This window comes from Nostoc sp. FACHB-888, from assembly GCF_014696655.1.
Taxonomy (GTDB): Bacteria; Cyanobacteriota; Cyanobacteriia; order Cyanobacteriales; family Nostocaceae; genus Nostoc.
Genome location: NZ_JACJQM010000031.1, coordinates 1 through 21,522 on the forward strand (window position 1 = coordinate 1; position 21,522 = coordinate 21,522).

The window sequence follows — 21,522 nt, forward strand, 5'->3', positions numbered from 1 at the left end:
CTAAATCACCCAAAAAGCTATTTCTAAGGCAAAATTTAACATCTTCCAGACATCGTGCTTCCTTTGCCAATAATGTTAAGGAATATTTCGCCAACAGCATCCCAAAGAGACAGCAGCCTTAATTATGCCTCATCAAAAATTAGATCCACAAGTCATGGACTTGGTACTTAGTCGTCGTAGCTACGGATTAAGAGCTATTTCTCCTCAGTTAATCAGGGATCAACAAAGAGTTGCCGATTATTTTTATCAAAACGGAGTGCTGCCTAAACCTGTGAATATTCAAGCAGCCGTATTAACATCTGAACAATATGGAGCTATTACTCCGAGAACAATTAGCCAAAAATAGCAAAAGCTGCCCTCTATCTCCTGCCTTTCTTGATAAAATCTGCTAGTACTTTCCAACTAAATACTTTAGTGCAAATCGAAGCCTAAGTTGTGTAGAATTTCTCGCAACTTATGTCTTCCTGATTAAGATTCAGCAAATGCCACTCTCTTGGAAAAGTGTTCTGTCCAATCACTGGAAATTATAAAATTTTTTCAAGCGATCGCTTGAAAAAAAACAAAATTTACTGGTATGTCCGACTTCCTGTAGAGTGTTACAAATTCTTAAATTTTTGGTGAAAAAGCTGCATATTGCTCAGGTGTAAGCATTGCTTCTCTGACATCGATTTGTTTGGGAATTAAATTCAGTTTGTAGAACTTATTAGCAACTTCCTGTTGTAGAGTAATTAGCTCTTGAGTGATTGGTGTAATGCCAAAAATTCTTCTGTTTGTACTTTTTCGCATGGTTTCTAAATCAATCCCCAAAATAGGAGAAAGAGTAGCTGCTACTTCTTCTCGATTCTGAGTAGACCATGTTTCTAATTTTTGAATTCCTTCTAATACTGCCTTAATAATCTCTGTTTGCTGAGCAGCAAAATTCTGGCTGGCAAGGTAATATCCTCCTTGTTTATTAATTCCTGTGCCATCAATTAATTTGCGCATTGACAGATTGTTCGGCTGCTGCATAGAAGGGGTCCCAAATTGCCCAAGCATCAATACTACCTCTGACAAAAGCAGCACGAGCATCGGCTGGTGTTAAATATGTAGGTTCAATATCACTATACTGCAACCCACATTTTTCTAAAATTTGCACTAGCATATAATGAGCGCTAGAGCCTTTTTGAAAAGCAATTTTTTTACCTTTCAAATCATTGACTCTTTTGATGCCGGAATCTTTAGGTACAAGTATTGCTGAACCAGCCGGACTAGGGGAAATTCCAGCAACATAGGTAATCGCTGCACCTGCTGCTTGGGCAAAAATTGGCGGTGATTCTCCTACGTTTCCGAAGTCTATACTGCCAACATTCATAGCTTCTAAAAGCTGTGGCCCCGCAGGAAATTCAATCCATTCTACAGATACACCTTCAGGTTGTAAGCGTTTCTCTAAAAGCCCTTTACTTTTAAGGAGAATTGCCGATTTTTGATAGCCGATTCTAATTACTGATGCTTTGCTTGCAGTTGGGTTATTAACAGATACAGCAGTAGTATTGCTGCCATTATTGGCTGTACAGGCAGCAAATAATAAACTGAGGCATAAGCCAATCATAAAAGCCCCAACCAATGGGATAGATACGACAGATATACGAAACTTCCATTTTTTAAAATGGACTATTAAACGCTGGATCATGAGATGAAGCACCAAAATTTATCCTGAACTAACCAAATTCTACATTAAATCGATCAATTTACCGTATTTTGATTACAAAAAAATTCACTTCCCCTACGGCTAAAATGCCAAACTGGTGCGGAGAACACCTACCCAAATCGAGTCATTAGCGTCATTATGTTCTGGTTTGGTAATCAAATAAAAGATTGGTGTGATACTAATGTTGTCATTTACACGGAAACGATAAAAAGTTTCGATGTGTAAAGATGTATCCGGGTCTTCACGATTTTGTCCAGCTACCTGAAAGTTATTACTTGTTACCTTTGGTGGTATCCCTAGAGTAATACCACCAACATTCCCTTCTTTAAATAAATCTGGGAAAGATAAATTCAAAGCACTATTGATAATAGTGGCATTACTATTATCATCGCCTTCTTGATTAGCCAGAGTATAACCAAACCAACCACCAACATGAAATCGAGGATTTACTCTCCAGTTAAATTGCAAGCCATAGTTATCAGATGTGGTGGCATTTTGTAAAAATGGATTTCTGGCAAAAGCGCTACCTGTGCCACCGGTAAGATTCAAACCAGAGTTAGCTGTAAAATATTTGCGGGTGTAAGTCAGACCTAAATTAAACTGGTTACTGGGTGTAAAAGTAAGCTGTGCGATCGCAGCAAAGGAACTGTCAAAAAGTCCACTATCAGGACTGTTTGCCTGAGTATCATCAGAAATATAAGCCGCGTGTAGTTGCAATTGATTACTAAATTTATAGGCTATAGCTGCACCAGCACCATCAAAGCCAGGGCGATATACAGTCGGGTTGAATGCTCCAAACCGAGAAAAACCACCTTGTAAAGCACTACCATTGATGGGGTTTAAGGTAGGGACATAAACTGGAAAATTGAGTGTTCTCGTCCCTATCCAAACTGTAGCTTTGTCACCTACAGGAAAGGTATAGTATAAAGCTGATAAATACACTTCATCATCTTCAAACTTCCCAGCATCCAAGGTAAAACGAGTCATGTGAGTACCCGTAGTTGCAGCCAAGTTAGGAATATTCATGGCTTGTAAAGACGTGACTAATTGATCTCTACCTGTAAAGCTAGTTTGCAAGGACAGTTGGGAACGGTAAGAGAAAAAAGTGTTAGTGTTATCACTGGTATCATCTGCGGGAGTATTATTTGCCCTGTTACCAAAGGTATCGGCCACCACAAAAACCGCATTACCGATTAATTTAGTAGTTGTGGAAAATTGTTCTGCTTCTACCTTTGCTGTTCTGACTTCTAAATTATCGATTTTTCCCCTTAAACTAACCAATTCAGCCCGAAATTGCTCTGTTAATCGTTCAAGAGTCGCCAAATCTTCTTTACTAGATAGTTCAGCTGTAGACGATGCAATCAATTGTCTAATTTGTCCTAAGCAAGCATTTAACCCAGCCGCAAATTCGTAGCGAGTCAAAGCACGATTTTTGCGATATGTGCTGTCAGGGTAGCCAACAATACAACCGTACCGTTCCACCAAAGATTGCAATGCTTGAAAGGCCCAGTCTGTCGGCTGTACATCAGAAAGTTCAGATACTGATGTTACAGAAGATTGGTTAACTGGTTGTGGGGTAGCTTGGACAAGTTTAGGGTTAATGTTGATTAATTCTGCTGACTCAGATGTATCAACTTTACTTAATGGTAATAATGTCCTTTCTTGATTGGCAAGAGTTTTGATACTTGAGGTTAAGATTAACAACACCGCAAAGATTGGCAAAGTCAGTAATAAATTCCAAAGAGTTTTTTTCATCTTGATAAACACACAATTCGGTCTAGTACAAAATCTTTTGTAATTCCCTATTAGTCCAGTTACGTCAGAAAGCTATCTTGTGCTACAGGCTAACGTAGCAAAGATACTCGGGGATTTTTAATTATTGGGTATGATGAAAAGCGCACAACGTGCAGGCTAAAGCACAGATGAGGTAATCTATCCCAAAAAAAGTCTTTAACGTGAGATTTTTCCAAATCGCAGCCTGAAGTTGACACAAAAGAACTTTGCTTTGCCCCCACAAAGCGTTTCATCTGTAGTCAAATTATCCAGAACTGCTATTGAGATTAATATACGGCAAATCGGTCGAATTAACGAGCTTTAGATTTTACAAGATAGTAGCATTTCATAAAAACTTTAGTAAATGGGTGTTTCTCACTGCAATTATTTAAGATTTAAAATTAATAAATATAGTTGCCCTGCTCAACGATATCTGGTAACGTGTATACTTTAGATAGTAACTACGACCAATCGGTAGAATTACAGTATTTTAAGATTTTTATCATAGCTAATGCAGATCAATTATTCAAAGATATGAAATACAAGCAACTTGGTGAAAGTGACCTAAAGGTTTCCGAAATTTGTCTGGGAACTATGACTTATGGACATCAAAATACTCTTGAAGAAGCGCATCAGCAACTAGACTATGCTGTTTCTGAAGGAGTGAATTTCATTGATGCTGCCGAAATGTACCCAGTACCACCACGTGCTGAAACTCAAGGTACAACGGAAGCTTATATTGGGGAATGGCTACAAAAGCAACAGCGTGAAAACTTGATAGTTGCCACCAAAATTGCTGGGCCCGGTCGTCCTTTTAAATGGCTACGGGGGGGAAATATCAAAATTGACCGTGATAATATTAAGCAGGCATTTGATGATAGTCTTCACCGATTAAAAACAGATTATATAGATTTGTATCAGATTCATTGGCCTGATCGTTATGTTCCCACTTTTGGGCAGACAGCGTATAATCCTGAATTTGAAAGAGAAACTGTTCCCATCTCTGAACAATTAGAAGTATTTGCAGATGTTATCAAAGCTGGAAAAATTCGCTATGTAGGTTTGAGTAACGAGACTCCTTGGGGAGTTAGTGAATTTGTACGTGTGGCGCAACAATTAGGATTACCCAAAGTTGTTTCGATTCAAAATGCTTACAATTTACTCAATCGGATATTTGATTCGGCTTTAGCAGAAGTTTCCCGTCATACTAATGTTGGTTTGTTAGCTTATAGCCCTTTAGGATTTGGTTTATTATCTGGGAAGTATGTACAAGGTAGACCAAAAGAAGATACAAGAATCACTTTATTTTCGGGTTTTGGACAACGCTATCTCAAACCAAATGTGAATGAAGCTGTAGCAGCTTATGTAGAAATTGCTAAGAAACATAATTTAAAACCTGCTCAATTAGCTTTGGCTTTTGTAGAGAGTCGTTGGTTTGTCAGCAGTACCATTATCGGTGCTACAACACTGGAACAATTACAAGAAAACATTGATAGTGTGAATGTAATTCTTGACCCAGAGATTTTAGCAGAATTAGATGCAGTTCACACGCGTTATCCTAATCCTGCACCTTAGGTGATTTCTCACAAAGAATATACTCAGGTTGACGAGTTTCGACAACTCTTGGAGACGCTACGCGTAGCTTGCTTCCCCGGAGGGGTACGCTCAACTATCGATTTTTTAGTTAACTGAGCGCAGTCGAAGTAGCCTGTCGTAAAGCCTGCGGCATAGCTACGCTTCGGGCGCAGCCTCTGGTAGAGAAGTGTCGAAACCAACGGTGGCGGTAGATTTATTGACGGAAATTGCCTTAGTTTTCTAAGAATTTTATATGTCTTCTTGATTTTTTAGAAAAAGTATGCAAAGCTTTCTTTATATAAAATACACTAAATCGATCGACAATTAGTAGAAATAGTATTTGAGAAGCCAACATACTGATGACTTTAGCTGAACAAGCTATTTGGTTTGGTTGTTGGTTTATTGCATCTAACGTTCAAGTTTGCGTTTAGCAGTAAGTATTGTAACTGTCTTGTCACAAAGGTTTTTATGTTCATGCAAGCATTGATATTGCAGCGAGGGATTTGATGAGTAATAACCTGTATTCTAGGAATTCATCTGACAACGATTTTGACCAGACCTTGCTTGGTGATGTGCTGGTGATTGGTGGTGGCCCAGCAGGTACTTGGGCTGCTTGGAGTGCAGCTTCTGCTGGTGCGCGAGTGGTTTTGGTCGATAAGGGCTATTGTGGTACGAGTGGTTGTGCAGCAGCATCAGGTAATGGTGTGTGGTATATACCACCAGATCCTGATAGTCGGGAAACAGCAATGGCCAGTCGGGAAGCATTAGGAGGTTTTTTATCCAGCCGGGATTGGATGCAACGAGTGCTGGATCAGACTTTTGCGAACGTCAACCTACTTGCTGAGTGGGGTTATCCTTTTCCTGTAGATGACGAGGGTAGACCCTATCGGCGTAGTCTCCAAGGCCCAGAATATATGCGCCTGATGCGGAAGCAAATTAAACGGGCAGGGGTGAAAATTTTAGACCACAGTCCGGCTTTGCAGTTATTAGTAGATGCAGAAGGTGCAGTAGCAGGAGCGACGGGAGTTAACCGTCAAACTGGTACAAAATGGGTTGTGCGATCGCATACTGTAATCATTGCCACCGGGGGCTGTGCTTTTTTAAGCAAAGCACTGGGTTGCAATGTATTGACCGGGGATGGATACTTAATGGCAGTCGAAGCGGGTGCCGAATTGTCGGGGATGGAGTTTTCCAACGCCTACGGCATCGCACCCGCTTTTTCATCCGTCACCAAAACTTTATTTTACAATTGGGCAACCTTCACATACGAAGATGGTACGCCAATCCCAAATGCAGGTTCACAAAGGGGGCGTTCTGTAATTGCTCAAACTTTATTAACACAGCCAGTTTACGCCATCATCGACAAAGCCACAGAAGAGATGCGGGTGAATATGCGTTTAGCACAACCCAACTTCTTCTTACCTTTTGATCGTGCTGGCATTGATCCCTTTACACAGCGCTTTCCTGTAACTTTACGTTTAGAAGGGACTGTGCGTGGTACGGGTGGGATTCAGATTAATGATTATACTTGTGCTACTTCTGTACCTGGACTTTATGCAGCTGGAGATGCAGCCACAAGAGAATTGATTTGTGGCGGATTTACAGGTGGTGGTAGTCACAATGCTGCTTGGGCGTTGTCTTCAGGATACTGGGCGGGACAGTATGCAGCTACCTACTCTCTTGATTTAGGAAAGCAAGCGAACCAACGCCAAGTTGAAGCTGTGGGTGGGGTAGGATTTACATCTGGTAGTCAACGCCAAATTAATAGTGCAGAAGTTATCCAAGCTACTCAAGCAGAAGTATTCCCCTACGATCGCAATTATTTCCGCACTCAAGAAGGGTTGACAGCTTCATTGCAGAGATTAAATTCTCTCTGGCGAGAAATACGTACCAGTCAAGCAGCAGATAATCACAATATTCTCCGTACTAGGGAAGCCGCCGCAATGGTAGCTACAGCCCGATGGATGTATAGCAGTGCCTTGGAACGTAAAGAAACGCGGGGAATGCATAGGCATTTGGATTACCCAGAATTAGATCAAAAACAGCAACATCATTTAATTAGTGGCGGTTTAGATCAAGTTTGGGTGATACCGGAAGGGCTGAAGAGTGAGAAAGAACTGGCAATAGCATCTTCTTGATCTCTTATCTTCAATCTAAAATCCCAAATCTAAAATTGCCATGATTGAATTAGTCAGTGAGTCGCGGTGCATTGAATGTAATATCTGCGTCAAGGTTTGCCCGACTAATGTGTTTGATAAAGTACCTGATGCGCCGCCTACCATTGCCAGACAAAGCGACTGTCAAACTTGTTTTATGTGCGAATTGTACTGTCCAGTTGATGCGTTATATGTTGCCCCCGAAGTTGAACCCCTGGCGGAGATAGACGAAGAGTCACTTAAAAAAGCGGGATTTTTGGGAAGTTACCGCGAAAATATTGGCTGGGGAGGCGATCGCACTACTACAGCTAAACAAGATTCGACTGCCCAAATTCTCAAACAGATGAAATAATCTAGCAACTTTGATAGAGATGCGTAATATCGTGTCTCTATATTTTAATTTTCTAGTTCTGGGGGAGAAAAAACCAGTCGTATTGGACGCAGAAATTAAGTAATTTAATTTTTGGATGTCCGTAAGTACAAAAATAATTAAGGGAGTTATCAACGATGAAACTCATTATCCCAATAGACGTGGCGGCTGAACTAGAACCAAAATTACCAGATGATGTAGTAGTTGTACGTGCGGATAGCGAAGGCAACTTAGATGGTGATGCTACAGATGCCGAAGTTTACTATAGCTGGTTTCTCCTCAAGCCGACAACTTTACAACGAATTCTCGCTTCTGCACCGCAATTGCGTTGGCATCATGCACCAAATGCGGGTGTAAATCACATTATTACACCAAAATATATTGAACGTAATCTTATTTTGACTAATGGGGCGGGAGTTCATGCTATCCCTATTGCCGAGTTTGTGATTGGCTATATGTTGTCCTATGCCAAACAACTACCAAGGTTACAAAAACTGCATACTCAACACCGCTGGCAAAGAGGTTTTCAAATTGAAGAATTGTTAGATAAAACTTTATTAATTATCGGTGCTGGTGAAATCGGACAAGAAATTGCTGTCCGCGCAAAAGCTTTCGGGATGCGTATCTTGGGCAGTCGCCGTCACCCACAACCATTACCTAACTTTGAAAAAGTGGTGGGTGCTAATGAGTGGAAACCATTACTAAGCGAAGCTGATTATGTTGTAGTTGCTACACCATTGACATGGGAAACCAAGGGTATGATTGATGACGAAGTATTCCAATTAATGCGTTCTCATGCTTATTTAATTAACATTGCTCGTGGGGCAATTGTGGATGAATCTGCACTTACAAAAGCATTACAAGCAGGTAAAATTGCCGGGGCTGCTTTAGATACTGTATTTACAGAACCACTACCAGCAGAAAGCCCATTGTGGTTATTACCCAACCTTTTTATTACACCCCACTGTTCTGCTCATTCTCCTAGAACTAAAGAGCGATCGCTGGCTTTGTTCTTGGATAATTTAACACGTTATCGCCAAGGTCAACCTTTACGTAACATTGTAGATCAAACAGCAGGTTATTAATTCATTTGGACTATTGCGATGATTCCTTTATCTCAGTCCAGATCAAAAAAATCAGTAGCTTTTTATTGACAACTCTGTTTATGAGTTTTCTATTCGTGGTGATTCTGCGATCGCCTATGGTCGAGATGTGATTCCCTTGGTAAAAAAAGAAGTACAGCGACGAGAACAACAAATAGAAACAGTGGCTTAAACCACCTACAATATTATGTTTCACACAACTATTCCCGAACCCTTAGAAACAGACCAATGGTTTGTTGATAGTCTTGAACTATCTTTAGAATTGAGAGTCAAATGTCACAATCACCTGTTTTAGAACTTACCACAGCACCATGTTCTCCTGATTTATTTGAGCTTGTCGCGTCGCTAGCGGCTGATTTTGCCACACGTGCAGCCATCCACGATCGCAACGGTTCTTTTCCGTTCGAGAATTTTCAAGCTCTCCACCAAGCACAGCTGTTAAGTCTCACCATTCCCCAAGAATTCGGTGGTCAAGACGTAAGTTATAAGACTATCTGTAGAGTAATTGAAAAGATAGCTAGTGGTGATGCTTCCACGGCTTTAGTGTTGACCATGCACTATTTACAACATAGTAATGCCGCCCGGACTCGTCGTTGGCATCCCGCAGTTTATGAGCGCTTGTGTCGGGAGTCAGTCACAGGTATTGCTTTACTCAATGCGGCTCGTGTAGAACCAGAATTAGGTACACCCGCCAGAGGGGGATTACCTGCAACTATTGCCCAGCAAACAGAAAATGGTTGGCTGGTAACCGGCCATAAACAATATACTACAGGCAGTCCTATCTTAAGTTATTTTGTCGTTTGGGCACGCACAGATGAGAAAGAACCAAGAGTAGGCAGTTTTCTTGTGCCGCGCGACCTTCCTGGTGTGAAGATTGAGGAAACTTGGGATCATTTAGGGATGAGGGCTACAGGTAGCCACGACCTGATTTTAGAAAATGTCTTGATTCCCCAAGAATACGCTTTGGATATTCATCCTGTTAAAGCTGTGTTAGTACCAGACCCCCTGAAACTTGCAAGTGGTAGTTTATGGTTAAGTGCGTTATATCAAGGAGTAGCCACAGCCGCACGAGATTGGTTAGTTGAGTATTTGAATAAGCGATCGCCTACTAACTTAGGTACTAGTTTAGCAACTTTGCCCAACTTTCAAACAGCTATTGGTGAAATTGAAGCCTTACTGTACGCTAATCAACGATTAATCTACAGCCTAGCGGACGACATTGATCAAGGTGAATATGACACTAAAGTTGCTTTACAAGCACAAACAGTAAAATATCTAGCTACAAATAACGCTATTCGTGCTGTAGAAATAGGACTCAAACTAATTGGTAATCCGGGATTATCTAAAAAAAATCCTTTAGAAAGACATTATCGAGATGTGCTGTGTAGTCGCATTCATACACCACAAGATGATGTAGTTTGTCTCTCTCTAGGCAAGTCAGCATTAAAAACTAAAACTTAAAAATGTGAAATTAGAAATTATCTAATTTCTGCATTTTATCTAGAGGCAAAACAGATGTTTGATGGAAAAATTGAAAGAGAATTATTAGATGGAGAGCCTTGGTTAATTAGGCAACCATGTAAACTACCATATTATCTTCGGCTATTAGTCGATCAAGAACAAGAAAGAAAAGATATTTGGGAGTTAGAAGAACACAATATATCTACTCTGAACCCAAAACAGAATAATTCAAAAACTACGAATTATTTTGAGCCTGATACCAATTCTGTATAGCACCCATTCTTTTTAAAGATGGGATGAGAGACACCCCGTTGACGGTTAACAGTTAACAGTCTTGCATGTTATCCCATCCCCTTTTAGCAATACCCACCTAATTTATAGGTAGCATATTCACTACAATACAGACGATTTCTCTTATGAAACTGGGATTTGTTTATTTTGAAGAAATTGCTGTAAATGGGGTTGTTCTAATTTAAAGTTGAATTATTGAGCCTTTTCCTTATTCCTTGCTTAATTTCACGCCGTTCCTTAGATTTGACTTTTATTCTATAGCGGCTACAGAAATGACATGGTGTTGCCAGAACAAGCACCACCTTGTAGCCATAGTACGTTAGTCATCGGCTAGATGTTTTTGTATTGTTTACCATACGTGATTTAGGAAATAGTGCTTGTGGAACCTCACGTATTTATCAATATTTATTTATTAATATTAATATACTTTTTATGAAATTATCTATTGTTAAATAAAAATTAATCATTAACAAGAATTAAAATCTAATTAAGATTACCTAAAAGGTTGTATCAATAACAGACTTTGTAAAAAATTTAATAATAAACTAAACACCCTAATTTTAGATAGCACTAATCAATTATCTCTGGAAAGTTAGATCCCCGATTTTTAGATATGAATAGGCTAATGTACTCTTGCGAAAGTTTCTAACACACAACCCCTAAGCATTCACTGCTTTCGGTGGTGAGAGATAAAATGTAGCTTTGGTGGAGTGGGGTTATTATTTTTGATTTATGCAAGAGACTCCATGACCACGGTGAGCGCAAAGCGCACGCTACGCGAGCGCAGCGAAGGAATGAAAATATTTCTTCCCCAGTCCCTATTTTCAAGGCAGGTCTAATATTTTCAAGTTGAAATCCTTGCAAATTAGAAAATATTGCTGCTAACCAAAAAAAAAGTAAATGGTAAATAATTTTTTTAAGATCAGAGGGATAGTTATATTTTGATAACTAAGTTAGGTATTAAATATATAATCTGTTCTCAGATAAATATAGAATAACTTCGTTGTGTTAGGTCATGATACAAAACATATTAGAAAAAAGTAAGGTGTTTAAAGCTGACATTAATATTGGCAATTTCACCCTAGAATTTTAGAAATAGAGTGTTTTATAGTAAACAAATTGATTCACTCAATTCTTAGGCATGGGGTATAAGGAAAGAAATAAGTTACAGGGGATAAAGTTTATGAACTATCTCTTGTTCTCTATTCTTAGCCCTAGTCTCAGACAAACAAGGGGAATTCCGCCTAAAGGACTCGAAGCCTGCGTAAATCAGTATGGCCCGTGATTAGACACCTAAAGCGTGTCTTAATCATTCGTGGGCGTTGACTCAATTCCCAATTGGCTAGAGTACGGCAGAGTTATGACCCCCAGCATTACAGATTCAGCAGTGAAGGCTGCGTTAGCAGCTGTTGCTTCAGAGTCAGCCTCAGCAGAAGAAAAAATCCAGATGCTGATCGAGATAGCACAGGGTTTTCAAAAAAAGCCCAAAGCTGCCCAAGACTTGCGAAATGCAGTTGGGTTATATTACCGGGCCTATGAAATGTGTGGTGAAGAGTATCCCTTATTAAAAGCCAGGGCCCAAGTTGGGATGGCAGGGACGTTACAGGCAATACCGGATGCTGATTACCAACTGCTGATGCAAGCGAAAGTCGGTTATGAAGAGGCATTACCGATTTTACAACAATTAGCAACGCCAGAGGAAGTGGCAGAAACGCAGATGAATTTTGGGCTGGTGTTACAGTCGCTAGTGCCATTCAATTTGGCGCGGATAACCGACAGCATCCAGGCTTATCATGAGGCGTTGCGGGTGTTTACTTGGGAAGATTACCCCCAAGAATACGCGATTTTGTATAACAATATTGCGATCGCTTACCTTTCTATGCCCTTAGCATCGGAACGAGAATACTTGCGTCAAGGGTTAGCTGTGCAATCATTTGAGGTGGCACTAAAGCACATTAATTTGATTGAGCATCCTAGAGAATATGCGATGTTGCAAAACAATTTAGGTAACGCTTTGCAATATTTAGTAAGTTCTCATCCTGTAGAGAATAACTTACGTGCGATCGCAGCTTATGACGAAGCGCTAAAAGTGCGTAATCCTAAAGATACACCTTTAGAGTACGCTAACACAATTTCAAACAAAGCCAACGCCCTATTCAACTTACCAGACAACCAAGAAAAACCTGAAGCTGGTAATCCTAACAATCTTTTGCAAGCGCGTGCTTACTATCAAGATGCTTTAAAAATATTTACGGAATACCAACAAATTTCACAAGCAGAAGTAGTAATCCAAGCCCTACAAGATGTAGAAGCAGAAATAGGGAATAAGGAATAGGTTAGTTATACTTTCTCCCTCATCTCCCTACTCCCCTAATTCCTAACAATCAGGACAAAACAGCATGAGAGATATTTTAACAACGCCAAATCTAATAAGTTTTCTCACAAGTTTAGCAGATGGTGACTTGAACATAGCAACAGAATTTGTATGGTTAATCATCGCCACCGCCTTATCTATGGTTGGCGGTGCAATTGGTGGAATGCTATTAGCTGGGAGAGATATAGGCTATCAGTTTTCAGCAATGCTAGGTGCATTATTTGCCCCTGCGGGTGTAATTCCCGCCATCCTCTTAGGGCTTACTGTCTTAAATTTATTGACAAATTATTAGGAGATAACATGTTAGAAATAGGTTGGTTTTCTGCTAAGTTATTTTTTAAAGGAAAGCTAATACGCGACCCAGTGTATTTTGTCAAGCAAACTACTATCGGTATTGCTATAGGTTTTTTACTGCTAGTACTACTTGCACAAGCCCCGATTCCTTTCTACTTACCAATAATATTATCTAGCTTAGTGACGGGCATGATTATGCCATTTCTCCTCAAAGATTTCAAGATGAAGTGATTGGTCATTGATGAATAAACAATGACAAATGACAAATGACAAATGACCAATGACAAACCTTGAAGAATTAGTTCAGGAAATTAATCGTTTTGAGGCAATTATATCCGAGTGGGATGAAAGCCAACGGTGTGTAGCGGTGGGTCTAAAAAGAGCAATTGAAGCTTTGCATAAAGCTGCATTAACTAGTTTGATTAAAAGCTTGAAAGAAGAATCAATGCCAGCTTTGCGCCATGCAGTTGCAGATGAAGTAGTGTATGCAGTGCTACTGTATCACGAATTAGTCAAACCACCAAAACCTCCACTTTCACAGCGCATTCAGACAGCACTTGAAGAAGTTCGCCCAGCTTTAAAAAGCCATAACGGTGATGTAGAATTAGTGGCAATTAAACCACCAGATACAGTAGAAGTTAAATTAATTGGAACTTGCAGCAGTTGTCCGACTTCTACTTTAACTTTATCTCAGGGAGTAGAACAAGCAATAAAAAACCATTGTCCCGAAATTAGCAAAGTAGTGGCAGTCAATAACAGTTCTACTGTTAACAACGCTAATTCTAGTTTAATCAGTCCATTCTCTGCAAAAATAACTTGTACTTGGATGAAAGTAGCGACCCTTGATGAAGTTCCCGAATTTAGTGTAGTGGTAGTACAACTTGCTGGTACTTCACTAATTTTACATCGTCAAGGTGCTACAGTAAAATGCTATCGTAATGGTTGCGCTCATCTAGGATCTCCCTTAGAAAAGGGTAAAGTTGAAAATGGTATTATTAGCTGCCCTTCTCACGGATTCCAGTACAAATTAGAGACAGGTGAATGCTTAACTGCGCCTGATATTTCGCTTCAGTCGTATCCAGTTAAGATTAAAGGCGATAAGGTTTTTGTGAAACTGCAAAAATGATGCAAAGGTAAGACAGCAAATATACTTGACGATTAGTCAATCACAGCTACTTTGCTTTTTGATTTCAGTAGTTCGCGCATTAATTTTAGTATTTTGTGCAAGCAAAATGCCTGAATGCTTTCTCAATATCTTTAAATTAATTCTCATTTGTGTAATTCAGGTATTGATTTTAGTGTTTTGAGAAAGTAAAAAGGCATATTACTTTCTCAAAAGGTCATTTGACTTATTCAAACCCCAGTTTGCTTACTCATTTTGGTGTTTTCCGCAAGCAAAATCAGCTTTTACTTACTCAAACCCCAGTTTGCTTTCTCATTTCAGTACATCGCGCACTCATGCAAAAGATTCGCTATGTAGCAAAAGTTACTAAAGGCTATCTTGATTTTTTTAAGCTTGATTAATACAGAAACTGATTAGAGGTTTTAACTGAATTTGAAAAAAGCATAATGCAAAACCGTTACTGTTGTTACATGCTAATCAACATTAATGTTTTTAAATAATTATCAGCCTCTATCTGCGGTTCATGGATATCCCAATCATAATTAATTCCATATCACAATTACCGCTAGAAGTAACAGAAAATCCTCAATATTTACCTTTATCACCTCAAGGTGCAGAGGTAATTTTAGGTAACATTATTGAACCAGAACAATTAGTTATACCTGTAGCACCCAATGCCACAACAATGTTTGGGCCTCGTGGCGCTTGTTTGTTATCAGAAACTGGCCCTTTATGGGTATCAGATACCGGACATCATCGATTATTAGGATGGCAAAATTTACCCACAAGAGATAGTCAATCAGCTGATTGGGTAATTGGACAACCCGATTTTTACCATGAAGGACAAAATGCTAAAAATACACCGGGAAGGGCAACTGTAAGTGTACCAACAGGGATTTGTGCTTGCGGCGAAGGGTTAGCTGTAGCCGATGCTTGGAATCATCGGGTTTTGATTTGGAAAAGCTTACCAGAAGATAACAATGTTCCAGCAGATTTGGTATTAGGCCAAGTTAATTTTACCGATAATGAACCAAATCGAGGAAATCAAGCAGCATCTGCTAGTACAATGCACTGGCCTTATGGTGTTTTCTACCATCAAGGACGGCTATTTATTGCTGACACTGGGAATCGAAGGCTATTAATTTGGCATCACTTACCAACAGAAAATGGTCAACCTGCTGATTTAGTTCTGGGACAACCGGATATGATATCTCGTAATGAAAACGGCGGTGATTCTCCAACCGCAGCGAGTATGCGTTGGTGTCACGACATCGCCTTTTGGGGAGAGAATTTGGTTGTCAGCGATGCAGGTAATCACCGAGTGATGATTTGGCAGGGAATGCCAACAGAAAATAATACTCCTTGTGCAGTGGTTTTAGGACAAAAAAGCTTTGATTTTGTGGAAATGAATCAAGGAGTTTATTACCCTAGTGCTGGTAGTTTAAGTATGCCTTATGGTGTGGCGGTGGCTGGCGATTGGTTAGTAGTTGCAGATACTGCTAATTCTCGTTTGTTAGGATGGAGAAAGCCAGAATCAATTTTATCACTGCAAGGTGTAATGGCAGATGGGTTGGCAGGACAAATAAATTTTCAAAGTAAAGGTGAAAATCGTAATTTCGGATTGCCAAAACGAGACAGCTTAAATTGGTGTTACGGGATAAAAATTTGTGGCAATACGGCAGTAATTGCTGATTCTGGAAATAACCGAATTTTGCTGTGGCAGTTTAACTATGCCGACTGAAGAAATTAGAGTTCGTGGTACTGTTCAAGGAGTAGGATTTCGCCCTACTGTATATCGTCTTGCTAAAGCTTGCGGTTTGGGTGGAGATGTTTGTAATGACGGACAAGGTGTATTAATCAGGGTATCTGGTAGTGAAGAAGCAATCACCAAATTTGTTGCCAGATTGCAAACCGAATGTCCACCGTTAGCAAGAATCAATGAATTAACAAGAATTAGTTATAAAAGTGAATTACAATTTGATAATTTTGTGATTTCTACTAGTGTCAGTAATGCCATTAAAACAGAAATTACTCCTGATGCAGCCACTTGTCGCCAGTGTCAAAAAGAAATATTCGACCCTTTTAGCCGCTTTTATCGTTATCCATTTACTAACTGTACTCATTGCGGTCCTCGCCTGAGCATTATTCGTGCCATTCCTTACGACAGATGCAATACCAGTATGTCTGCGTTTGCTATATGTCCCGAATGTGCAAAGGAATACCATGATGTTGAAAACCGCCGTTTTCACGCCCAACCTGTAGCTTGTCATGCTTGCGGCCCTTCAGCTTGGTTAGAACGCGCCGATGGGAAATCGGTTACTGCTTCCATGTTTTCCATGCTGGATGATGTGGATGCCGTTTGTACTTTATTGCAAAAAGGCGAGATTGTCGCAATTAAGGGCTTAGGTGGTATTCATTTAGCTTGCGATGCAACACAGGAAACCGTTGTACAAAAACTGCATCAGCGCAAAAGGCGCTATCACAAACCATTTGCTTTAATGGTACGAGATATTGAGATAATTGAACAATATTGTACTGTCAATGCCAAAGAAAAGGAATTACTGGCAAGTTCTGCTGCACCAATTGTTTTATTACAAGCGACAGGTAAAAAAGTAGTAGCACCATCGATAGCAGTAGGGCAAAATACCCTTGGCTTCATGCTACCTTATACGCCTTTACATCATTTAATTCTCCGGCGGATGAATCGCCCAATTGTTTTAACAAGTGGTAATCTTGCTGATGAACCACAATGTATTGATAACGACGAAGCAAGAGATAAATTAGAGACAATTGCTGATTATTTTCTTTTTCACAATCGAGAGATTATTAATCGTGTAGATGATTCAGTTGTGCGTGTTATCGGCGATAAAGTTCAAATAATTCGCCGTGCCAGAGGATATGCGCCAGCAGCAATTAGTTTACCATTAGGATTTCATAATATATCGCAAATTTTAGCAATGGGTAGTGAGTTAAAAAATACCTTTTGCCTGTTGCGTGAAGGAGAAGCTATTCTTTCTCAACATCTAGGAGATTTAGAAAATGCCGCGGCTTTCAACGCTTATCAAGAAAATTTAAATTTATATTTAAATTTTTTTGAGCATCAGCCAGAAGTAATCGCTATTGATAAACATCCTGAATATCTCTCAAGCAAACTTGGTAAAGAATTTGCGGATACAAATCAAATCAAAATTTACCCAGTTCAACATCATCACGCTCATATCGCCGCTTGCATGGTAGAAAATGGGATTCCTTTAGATGCGCCTCCGGTATTAGGGATTGCTTTAGATGGTTTAGGTTACGGTGATGATAATACACTCTGGGGCGGAGAATTTCTTTTAGCAGATTATCGTAAATTTCAGCGACTAGCAACATTTAAACCAGTGGCAATGATTGGTGGTGAACAAGCAATTTATCAACCTTGGCGTAATACCTACGCCCAATTAATATCTGCTAACCTTTGGGATGATTGCCAACACCAGTACGCTGATTTAGAAATCGTAAAATTTCTGAAAAATAAGCCACTAAAACTACTGAATCAACTTATGGAGAAAAAAATTAACTCTCCTCTAGCTTCCTCAGTGGGACGGCTGTTCGATGCAGTGGCGGCGGCTATCGGTATTTATAGAGATGAATGTAGCTATGAAGGACAAGCTGCGATCGCAATGGAAGCTATAGTAGATGTTAGCAGCTTAAATAATGATGAAGAAACGCTAATCTATCCTTTTAAGTTTAGCTTTTTAGATAGTATTTATTGTATAGACCCGTGTCCAATGTGGCAAGCCCTGCTCAATGACTTACAGCAGCAGATTCCAGAACCAATTATAGCTGCCAAATTTCACAAAGGTTTAGCTAATGCCATCGTGGAAATGGTTAAGCATCTTTACCAAGAAAATCTGATTTCTCAGGTAACGCTAACCGGAGGAGTATTTCAAAATTGTATATTGTTACAGCAAGTTACCAAAGGATTAGAAACATTGGGAATAAAAGTACTTACTCACAGCTTAGTTCCAGCTAATGACGGCGGTTTATCTTTAGGACAAGCAGTTATTGCAGGTGCACAATTAATACATGAGTCTTGATATTTTACAAGCTTTCTGTCACAAATGATTCTCTCTGTGTTCTCCGCGCCTCTGCGGTTACTTTATCTTAAAGAATAAAAAAATGTGTTTAGGAATCCCCGGACAAATTATAGAAATTACCAACGTTAACCATAAATTAGCCCTAGTTAACATTGGTGGTGTTAAGCGCGAAGTAAATATTGCTTGTATCGTTGATGAACAACATCCCCTCGAAGCTTGTATTGGTGATTGGGTATTAGTTCATGTTGGCTTTGCCATGAATCGAATTAACGAACAAGAAGCGGCGGAAACATTACAGCTATTCCAAGAATTAGCAGCAGCACAAGCAGGAATTAGTACTTAAATAATAGACTTTTCTTGTTTTACGTAGAGGTGCAGACAAAGAGTTTAATTCCTTTCTTTTTTTATTTGCGCCCTTCTCTACGAGACGCTGCGCGTAGCTTGCTTCTCCGTAGGAGTATGCGGTTTGTTAAAAAATACCCCGTAAAGAAAGCGAAATTAATTGATATCCAAAAACTATTTCTCAATCCTTATGAAATATGTTGACGAATTCCGCGAACCTCAAAAAGCTGAAGCCATACGCCGCGAAATCGCCAAATTATGCAACCAGCTAGAAAAACCCATCAAAATCATGGAAGTATGCGGCGGGCATACCCATTCCATATTTAAATACGGTATCGAAGAAATTTTACCCCAAGCCATTGAACTAATTCACGGGCCTGGCTGTCCAGTATGCGTTATGCCAAAAGGCAGATTAGATGATGCGATCGCAATCTCTCAAAATCATAACGTCATTTTTGCCACCTTTGGCGACGCAATGCGAGTTCCCGGTTCCAAAACAACTTTATTGCAAGCCAGGGCACAAGGTGCAGACATCCGTATGGTGTACTCTCCCCTAGATAGCCTGCAAATTGCCAGAGATAACCCCGACAAACAAGTAGTCTTCTTCGCATTAGGCTTTGAAACCACAGCCCCCAGCACCGCCTTCACCATTCTGCAAGCAGCAGCCGAAAAAATTGATAACTTTAGTATGTTTTCCAATCACGTCCTCGTGATTCCCGCCCTGAAAGCACTATTAGATAATCCCGACTTACAACTAGATGGATTTGTTGGCCCTGGCCATGTCAGCATGGTAATTGGCACTGACCCTTATGAATTTATTTCCCAACAATATAATAAGCCAATTGTTGTCTCAGGATTTGAACCCTTAGATATTCTCCAATCAATTTGGATGCTGTTGCAACAGCTAGTAGAAAATCGTTGCGAAGTCGAAAACCAATATAACCGAATTGTCCAAAAAAGTGGTAACACAGTAGCCCTGCAAGCCATAAATAAAGTTTTCGCCATCCGAGATAGTTTTGATTGGCGTGGCTTAGGTGACATCCCCTATTCAGGATTAAAAATTCAACCTGAATATGCCCAATTTGATGCCGAACTTAAATTTACCATTCCTAACCTCAAAGTAGCCGACCATAAAGCTTGTAAATGTGGAGAAATTCTCAAAGGAGTCTTAAAGCCTTGGGAGTGCAAAGTATTCGGTACAGCTTGCACACCAGAAACACCAATCGGTACTTGCATGGTATCTTCCGAAGGCGCTTGTGCAGCCTATTACAAATATGGACGACTCTCCACCATTGCCAAAAGTACAATCGCCCAAAAACCAAAAATAACTCAAGAACCTCTCCCCGCCTGCGGCTTCTCCTCAGACTAATACATCTCATAAATACTCTGCGTACCTCTGCGCTTCCCTCTGCGTCCCTTTGCGTTTAAAAAAAATTTAATATGAATTTCCCCCCCACAAACCCAATACAAAATCCCCTTTTCCAAAAAATAGAACAAGTCCGCCGTCGCCAAGCTAAAGTGCAAGACACTCATATAACTCTCGCACATGGCAGTGGTGGTAAAGCCATGCGCGATTTGATAGATGATATCTTTGTCAGCAATTTTGATAACCCAATTCTCTCACAACTAGAAGACCAAGCTAGCCTCAATTTAGCCCCTCTCCTCCAACAAGGAGACAGACTCGCATTTACAACAGATTCTTATGTTGTAGACCCTTTATTTTTTCCCGGAAGTGATATAGGAGAATTAGCTATAAACGGCACAGTTAATGATTTAGTTGTCAGTGGTGCTAAACCTTTATATCTAACTTGTAGCGTAATTTTAGAAGAAGGATTACCTGTAGAAACCTTGCGCCGTGTTGCAAACAGTATGAAAACAGCCGCAGAAAAAGCGGGTATTCAAATTGTCACTGGTGACACAAAAGTTGTACATCGTGGTGCTGCCGATAAACTCTTTATTAATACTGCTGGTATTGGTATTATCCCGCGAGGAGTTAGTATTTCTGCTCACAATATTAAACCTGGAGATGCAATAATAATTAATGGTGAAATAGGCAATCATGGGACAGCAATTTTAATTGCCCGTGGGGAATTAGCCTTAGACACTAATATTGAAAGTGATTGTCAGCCGTTACATAGTTTAGTAGAAACTATTCTCCATGTATGTCCCCAAGTTCATGCTATGCGAGATGCTACACGCGGTGGTTTAGCGACAGTCTTAAATGAATTTGCCCTTAGTTCAAATGTGGGAATTCGTTTATACGAAGAATTTATTCCAGTGCGTGAAGAAGTCAACGGAGTTTGCGAAATTCTCGGTTTAGACCCGTTGTATTTAGCGAATGAAGGTAAGTTAGTTGTAGTGGTTCCAAAAAAGAATGCTGAAACTGTTTTATCAGCTATGAAATTACACCCAGCAGGTAAAGATGCTTGTATTATTGGCGAAGTTATTCCTTCTCCGCCAGGTATCGTATTATTAAAAACAGCTTTTGGTGCTGAAAGAATTGTTGATATGCTGGTAGGCGACCAATTGCCACGAATTTGTTAATATTTAATAGATTTTATAGTATGCACGAGCTTGGGATTACTCAAAATATAGTGGCAATTGTGACTGAAAATGCCAAAGGCGCAAAAGTGCTGCAAGTTTTATTAGAAATTGGCAAACTTTCAGCTATTATGCCCGAAGCTATCCGATTTTGTTTTGATATTTGCACTCAAGGTACAGTTTTAGAAGGGGCGACATTAGAAATTTTAGAAATTCCCGGATTAGGGCGATGTCGCCAATGTGGTGCAGAAGTTTATTTAGATAAACTATTTGGAATTTGTAATTGCGGTAGCGTGCAATTAGATTTAATTACTGGTGAAGAACTTAAAATTAAAGAAATAGAAATTGAGTAA

At 39.8% G+C, this 21,522-nt stretch carries 20 protein-coding genes; 17 read left to right on the forward strand and 3 right to left on the reverse strand.

Annotated features, from left to right (window positions below; translation table 11 throughout):
• The first annotated feature begins 124 nt into the window (after positions 1-124).
• The gene (locus H6G26_RS19495; protein ID WP_242053803.1) at positions 125-346 is read left to right on the forward strand and encodes a hypothetical protein; all 222 of its coding nucleotides are present in this window, start codon (positions 125-127) and stop codon (positions 344-346) included.
• Between the two features lie 260 nt (positions 347-606).
• Here the strand turns inward: H6G26_RS19495 and H6G26_RS44285 are convergent, their stop codons facing one another.
• The 3 genes from H6G26_RS44285 to H6G26_RS19505 form a co-directional block, all read right to left on the reverse strand.
• Positions 607-984: a hypothetical protein gene (locus H6G26_RS44285; RefSeq protein WP_347242480.1), complete on the reverse strand. Its 378-nt coding sequence runs from the start codon at positions 982-984 to the stop codon at positions 607-609.
• Positions 968-1,588, reverse strand: a complete 621-nt coding sequence (locus H6G26_RS44290; protein ID WP_347242481.1) for an aliphatic sulfonate ABC transporter substrate-binding protein — start codon at positions 1,586-1,588, stop codon at positions 968-970. Before H6G26_RS44290 ends, H6G26_RS44285 begins: the two co-directional genes overlap by 17 nt.
• Positions 1,589-1,768: 180 nt before the next feature.
• Positions 1,769-3,442, reverse strand: a complete 1,674-nt coding sequence (locus tag H6G26_RS19505; RefSeq protein ID WP_190730831.1) for an iron uptake porin — start codon at positions 3,440-3,442, stop codon at positions 1,769-1,771.
• A 552-nt stretch (positions 3,443-3,994) separates the two neighbouring features.
• Between H6G26_RS19505 and H6G26_RS19510 the strand changes: the two genes are divergently transcribed.
• The 16 genes from H6G26_RS19510 (at position 3,995) to hypA (ending at position 21,522) form a co-directional block, all read left to right on the forward strand.
• Entirely contained in the window at positions 3,995-5,035 is a 1,041-nt protein-coding gene (locus tag H6G26_RS19510; RefSeq protein ID WP_190730898.1) for an NADP(H)-dependent aldo-keto reductase, read from the forward strand.
• A gap of 506 nt (positions 5,036-5,541) precedes the next feature.
• Positions 5,542-7,173 (forward strand): FAD-binding protein, encoded by a 1,632-nt coding sequence (locus H6G26_RS19515; RefSeq protein WP_190730832.1) that lies wholly within the window; start codon positions 5,542-5,544, stop codon positions 7,171-7,173.
• 40 nt (positions 7,174-7,213) lie between these two features.
• A complete protein-coding gene (locus tag H6G26_RS19520; protein WP_190730833.1) occupies positions 7,214-7,543 on the forward strand; it encodes a 4Fe-4S binding protein in 330 nt (109 codons plus the stop codon).
• A gap of 155 nt (positions 7,544-7,698) precedes the next feature.
• Positions 7,699-8,646 carry a D-2-hydroxyacid dehydrogenase gene (locus tag H6G26_RS19525; RefSeq protein WP_190730834.1) on the forward strand — a complete coding sequence of 316 codons (948 nt, stop codon included), beginning with the start codon at positions 7,699-7,701 and terminating at the stop codon, positions 8,644-8,646.
• A gap of 291 nt (positions 8,647-8,937) precedes the next feature.
• On the forward strand, positions 8,938-10,125 hold the full coding sequence (locus tag H6G26_RS19530) for an acyl-CoA dehydrogenase family protein (RefSeq protein WP_190730835.1): 1,188 nt from the start codon (positions 8,938-8,940) through the stop codon (positions 10,123-10,125).
• Between the two features lie 54 nt (positions 10,126-10,179).
• Positions 10,180-10,398, forward strand: a complete 219-nt coding sequence (locus H6G26_RS19535) for a hypothetical protein (protein ID WP_190730836.1) — start codon at positions 10,180-10,182, stop codon at positions 10,396-10,398.
• A gap of 1,378 nt (positions 10,399-11,776) precedes the next feature.
• A complete protein-coding gene (locus H6G26_RS19540; protein WP_190730837.1) occupies positions 11,777-12,751 on the forward strand; it encodes a hypothetical protein in 975 nt (324 codons plus the stop codon).
• Positions 12,752-12,815: 64 nt separating this feature from the next.
• Positions 12,816-13,082 carry a hypothetical protein gene (locus tag H6G26_RS19545; RefSeq protein ID WP_190730838.1) on the forward strand — a complete coding sequence of 89 codons (267 nt, stop codon included), beginning with the start codon at positions 12,816-12,818 and terminating at the stop codon, positions 13,080-13,082.
• An 8-nt stretch (positions 13,083-13,090) separates the two neighbouring features.
• Entirely contained in the window at positions 13,091-13,315 is a 225-nt protein-coding gene (locus tag H6G26_RS19550; RefSeq protein ID WP_190730839.1) for a hypothetical protein, read from the forward strand.
• Between the two features lie 49 nt (positions 13,316-13,364).
• Positions 13,365-14,210: a NifU family protein gene (locus H6G26_RS19555; protein ID WP_190730840.1), complete on the forward strand. Its 846-nt coding sequence runs from the start codon at positions 13,365-13,367 to the stop codon at positions 14,208-14,210.
• Between the two features lie 520 nt (positions 14,211-14,730).
• Entirely contained in the window at positions 14,731-15,948 is a 1,218-nt protein-coding gene (locus H6G26_RS19560) for a hypothetical protein (protein ID WP_190730841.1), read from the forward strand.
• A complete protein-coding gene (gene hypF, locus H6G26_RS19565) occupies positions 15,938-18,286 on the forward strand; it encodes a carbamoyltransferase HypF (protein ID WP_190730842.1) in 2,349 nt (782 codons plus the stop codon). Before H6G26_RS19560 ends, hypF begins: the two co-directional genes overlap by 11 nt.
• A gap of 82 nt (positions 18,287-18,368) precedes the next feature.
• On the forward strand, positions 18,369-18,629 hold the full coding sequence (locus H6G26_RS19570) for a HypC/HybG/HupF family hydrogenase formation chaperone (protein ID WP_190730843.1): 261 nt from the start codon (positions 18,369-18,371) through the stop codon (positions 18,627-18,629).
• A gap of 189 nt (positions 18,630-18,818) precedes the next feature.
• Positions 18,819-19,997 carry a hydrogenase formation protein HypD gene (gene hypD, locus H6G26_RS19575; protein ID WP_190730844.1) on the forward strand — a complete coding sequence of 393 codons (1,179 nt, stop codon included), beginning with the start codon at positions 18,819-18,821 and terminating at the stop codon, positions 19,995-19,997.
• 71 nt (positions 19,998-20,068) lie between these two features.
• Complete coding sequence (hypE, locus tag H6G26_RS19580) at positions 20,069-21,172, forward strand: hydrogenase expression/formation protein HypE (protein WP_190730845.1); 1,104 nt, start codon at positions 20,069-20,071, stop codon at positions 21,170-21,172.
• A 20-nt stretch (positions 21,173-21,192) separates the two neighbouring features.
• Positions 21,193-21,522 carry a hydrogenase maturation nickel metallochaperone HypA gene (gene hypA / locus H6G26_RS19585; protein WP_190730846.1) on the forward strand — a complete coding sequence of 110 codons (330 nt, stop codon included), beginning with the start codon at positions 21,193-21,195 and terminating at the stop codon, positions 21,520-21,522.

What these genes read in the sequence shown, in the direction of transcription:
- H6G26_RS44285 (WP_347242480.1), bottom strand. Translation starts at nt 984, where the DNA reads ATGCGCAAATTAATTGATGGCACAGGAATTAATAAACAAGGAGGATAT.
- H6G26_RS19555 (WP_190730840.1), top strand. Translation starts at nt 13,365, where the DNA reads ATGACAAACCTTGAAGAATTAGTTCAGGAAATTAATCGTTTTGAGGCA.
- H6G26_RS19495 (WP_242053803.1), top strand. Translation starts at nt 125, where the DNA reads ATGCCTCATCAAAAATTAGATCCACAAGTCATGGACTTGGTACTTAGT.
- H6G26_RS19550 (WP_190730839.1), top strand. Translation starts at nt 13,091, where the DNA reads ATGTTAGAAATAGGTTGGTTTTCTGCTAAGTTATTTTTTAAAGGAAAG.
- H6G26_RS19510 (WP_190730898.1), top strand. Translation starts at nt 3,995, where the DNA reads ATGAAATACAAGCAACTTGGTGAAAGTGACCTAAAGGTTTCCGAAATT.
- H6G26_RS19570 (WP_190730843.1), top strand. Translation starts at nt 18,369, where the DNA reads ATGTGTTTAGGAATCCCCGGACAAATTATAGAAATTACCAACGTTAAC.
- H6G26_RS19520 (WP_190730833.1), top strand. Translation starts at nt 7,214, where the DNA reads ATGATTGAATTAGTCAGTGAGTCGCGGTGCATTGAATGTAATATCTGC.
- H6G26_RS19505 (WP_190730831.1), bottom strand. Translation starts at nt 3,442, where the DNA reads ATGAAAAAAACTCTTTGGAATTTATTACTGACTTTGCCAATCTTTGCG.
- H6G26_RS44290 (WP_347242481.1), bottom strand. Translation starts at nt 1,588, where the DNA reads ATGATTGGCTTATGCCTCAGTTTATTATTTGCTGCCTGTACAGCCAAT.
- H6G26_RS19545 (WP_190730838.1), top strand. Translation starts at nt 12,816, where the DNA reads ATGAGAGATATTTTAACAACGCCAAATCTAATAAGTTTTCTCACAAGT.
- H6G26_RS19535 (WP_190730836.1), top strand. Translation starts at nt 10,180, where the DNA reads ATGTTTGATGGAAAAATTGAAAGAGAATTATTAGATGGAGAGCCTTGG.
- H6G26_RS19515 (WP_190730832.1), top strand. Translation starts at nt 5,542, where the DNA reads ATGAGTAATAACCTGTATTCTAGGAATTCATCTGACAACGATTTTGAC.
- H6G26_RS19525 (WP_190730834.1), top strand. Translation starts at nt 7,699, where the DNA reads ATGAAACTCATTATCCCAATAGACGTGGCGGCTGAACTAGAACCAAAA.
- hypF (WP_190730842.1), top strand. Translation starts at nt 15,938, where the DNA reads ATGCCGACTGAAGAAATTAGAGTTCGTGGTACTGTTCAAGGAGTAGGA.
- H6G26_RS19540 (WP_190730837.1), top strand. Translation starts at nt 11,777, where the DNA reads ATGACCCCCAGCATTACAGATTCAGCAGTGAAGGCTGCGTTAGCAGCT.
- H6G26_RS19530 (WP_190730835.1), top strand. Translation starts at nt 8,938, where the DNA reads ATGTCACAATCACCTGTTTTAGAACTTACCACAGCACCATGTTCTCCT.
- H6G26_RS19560 (WP_190730841.1), top strand. Translation starts at nt 14,731, where the DNA reads ATGGATATCCCAATCATAATTAATTCCATATCACAATTACCGCTAGAA.
- hypE (WP_190730845.1), top strand. Translation starts at nt 20,069, where the DNA reads ATGAATTTCCCCCCCACAAACCCAATACAAAATCCCCTTTTCCAAAAA.
- hypD (WP_190730844.1), top strand. Translation starts at nt 18,819, where the DNA reads ATGAAATATGTTGACGAATTCCGCGAACCTCAAAAAGCTGAAGCCATA.
- hypA (WP_190730846.1), top strand. Translation starts at nt 21,193, where the DNA reads ATGCACGAGCTTGGGATTACTCAAAATATAGTGGCAATTGTGACTGAA.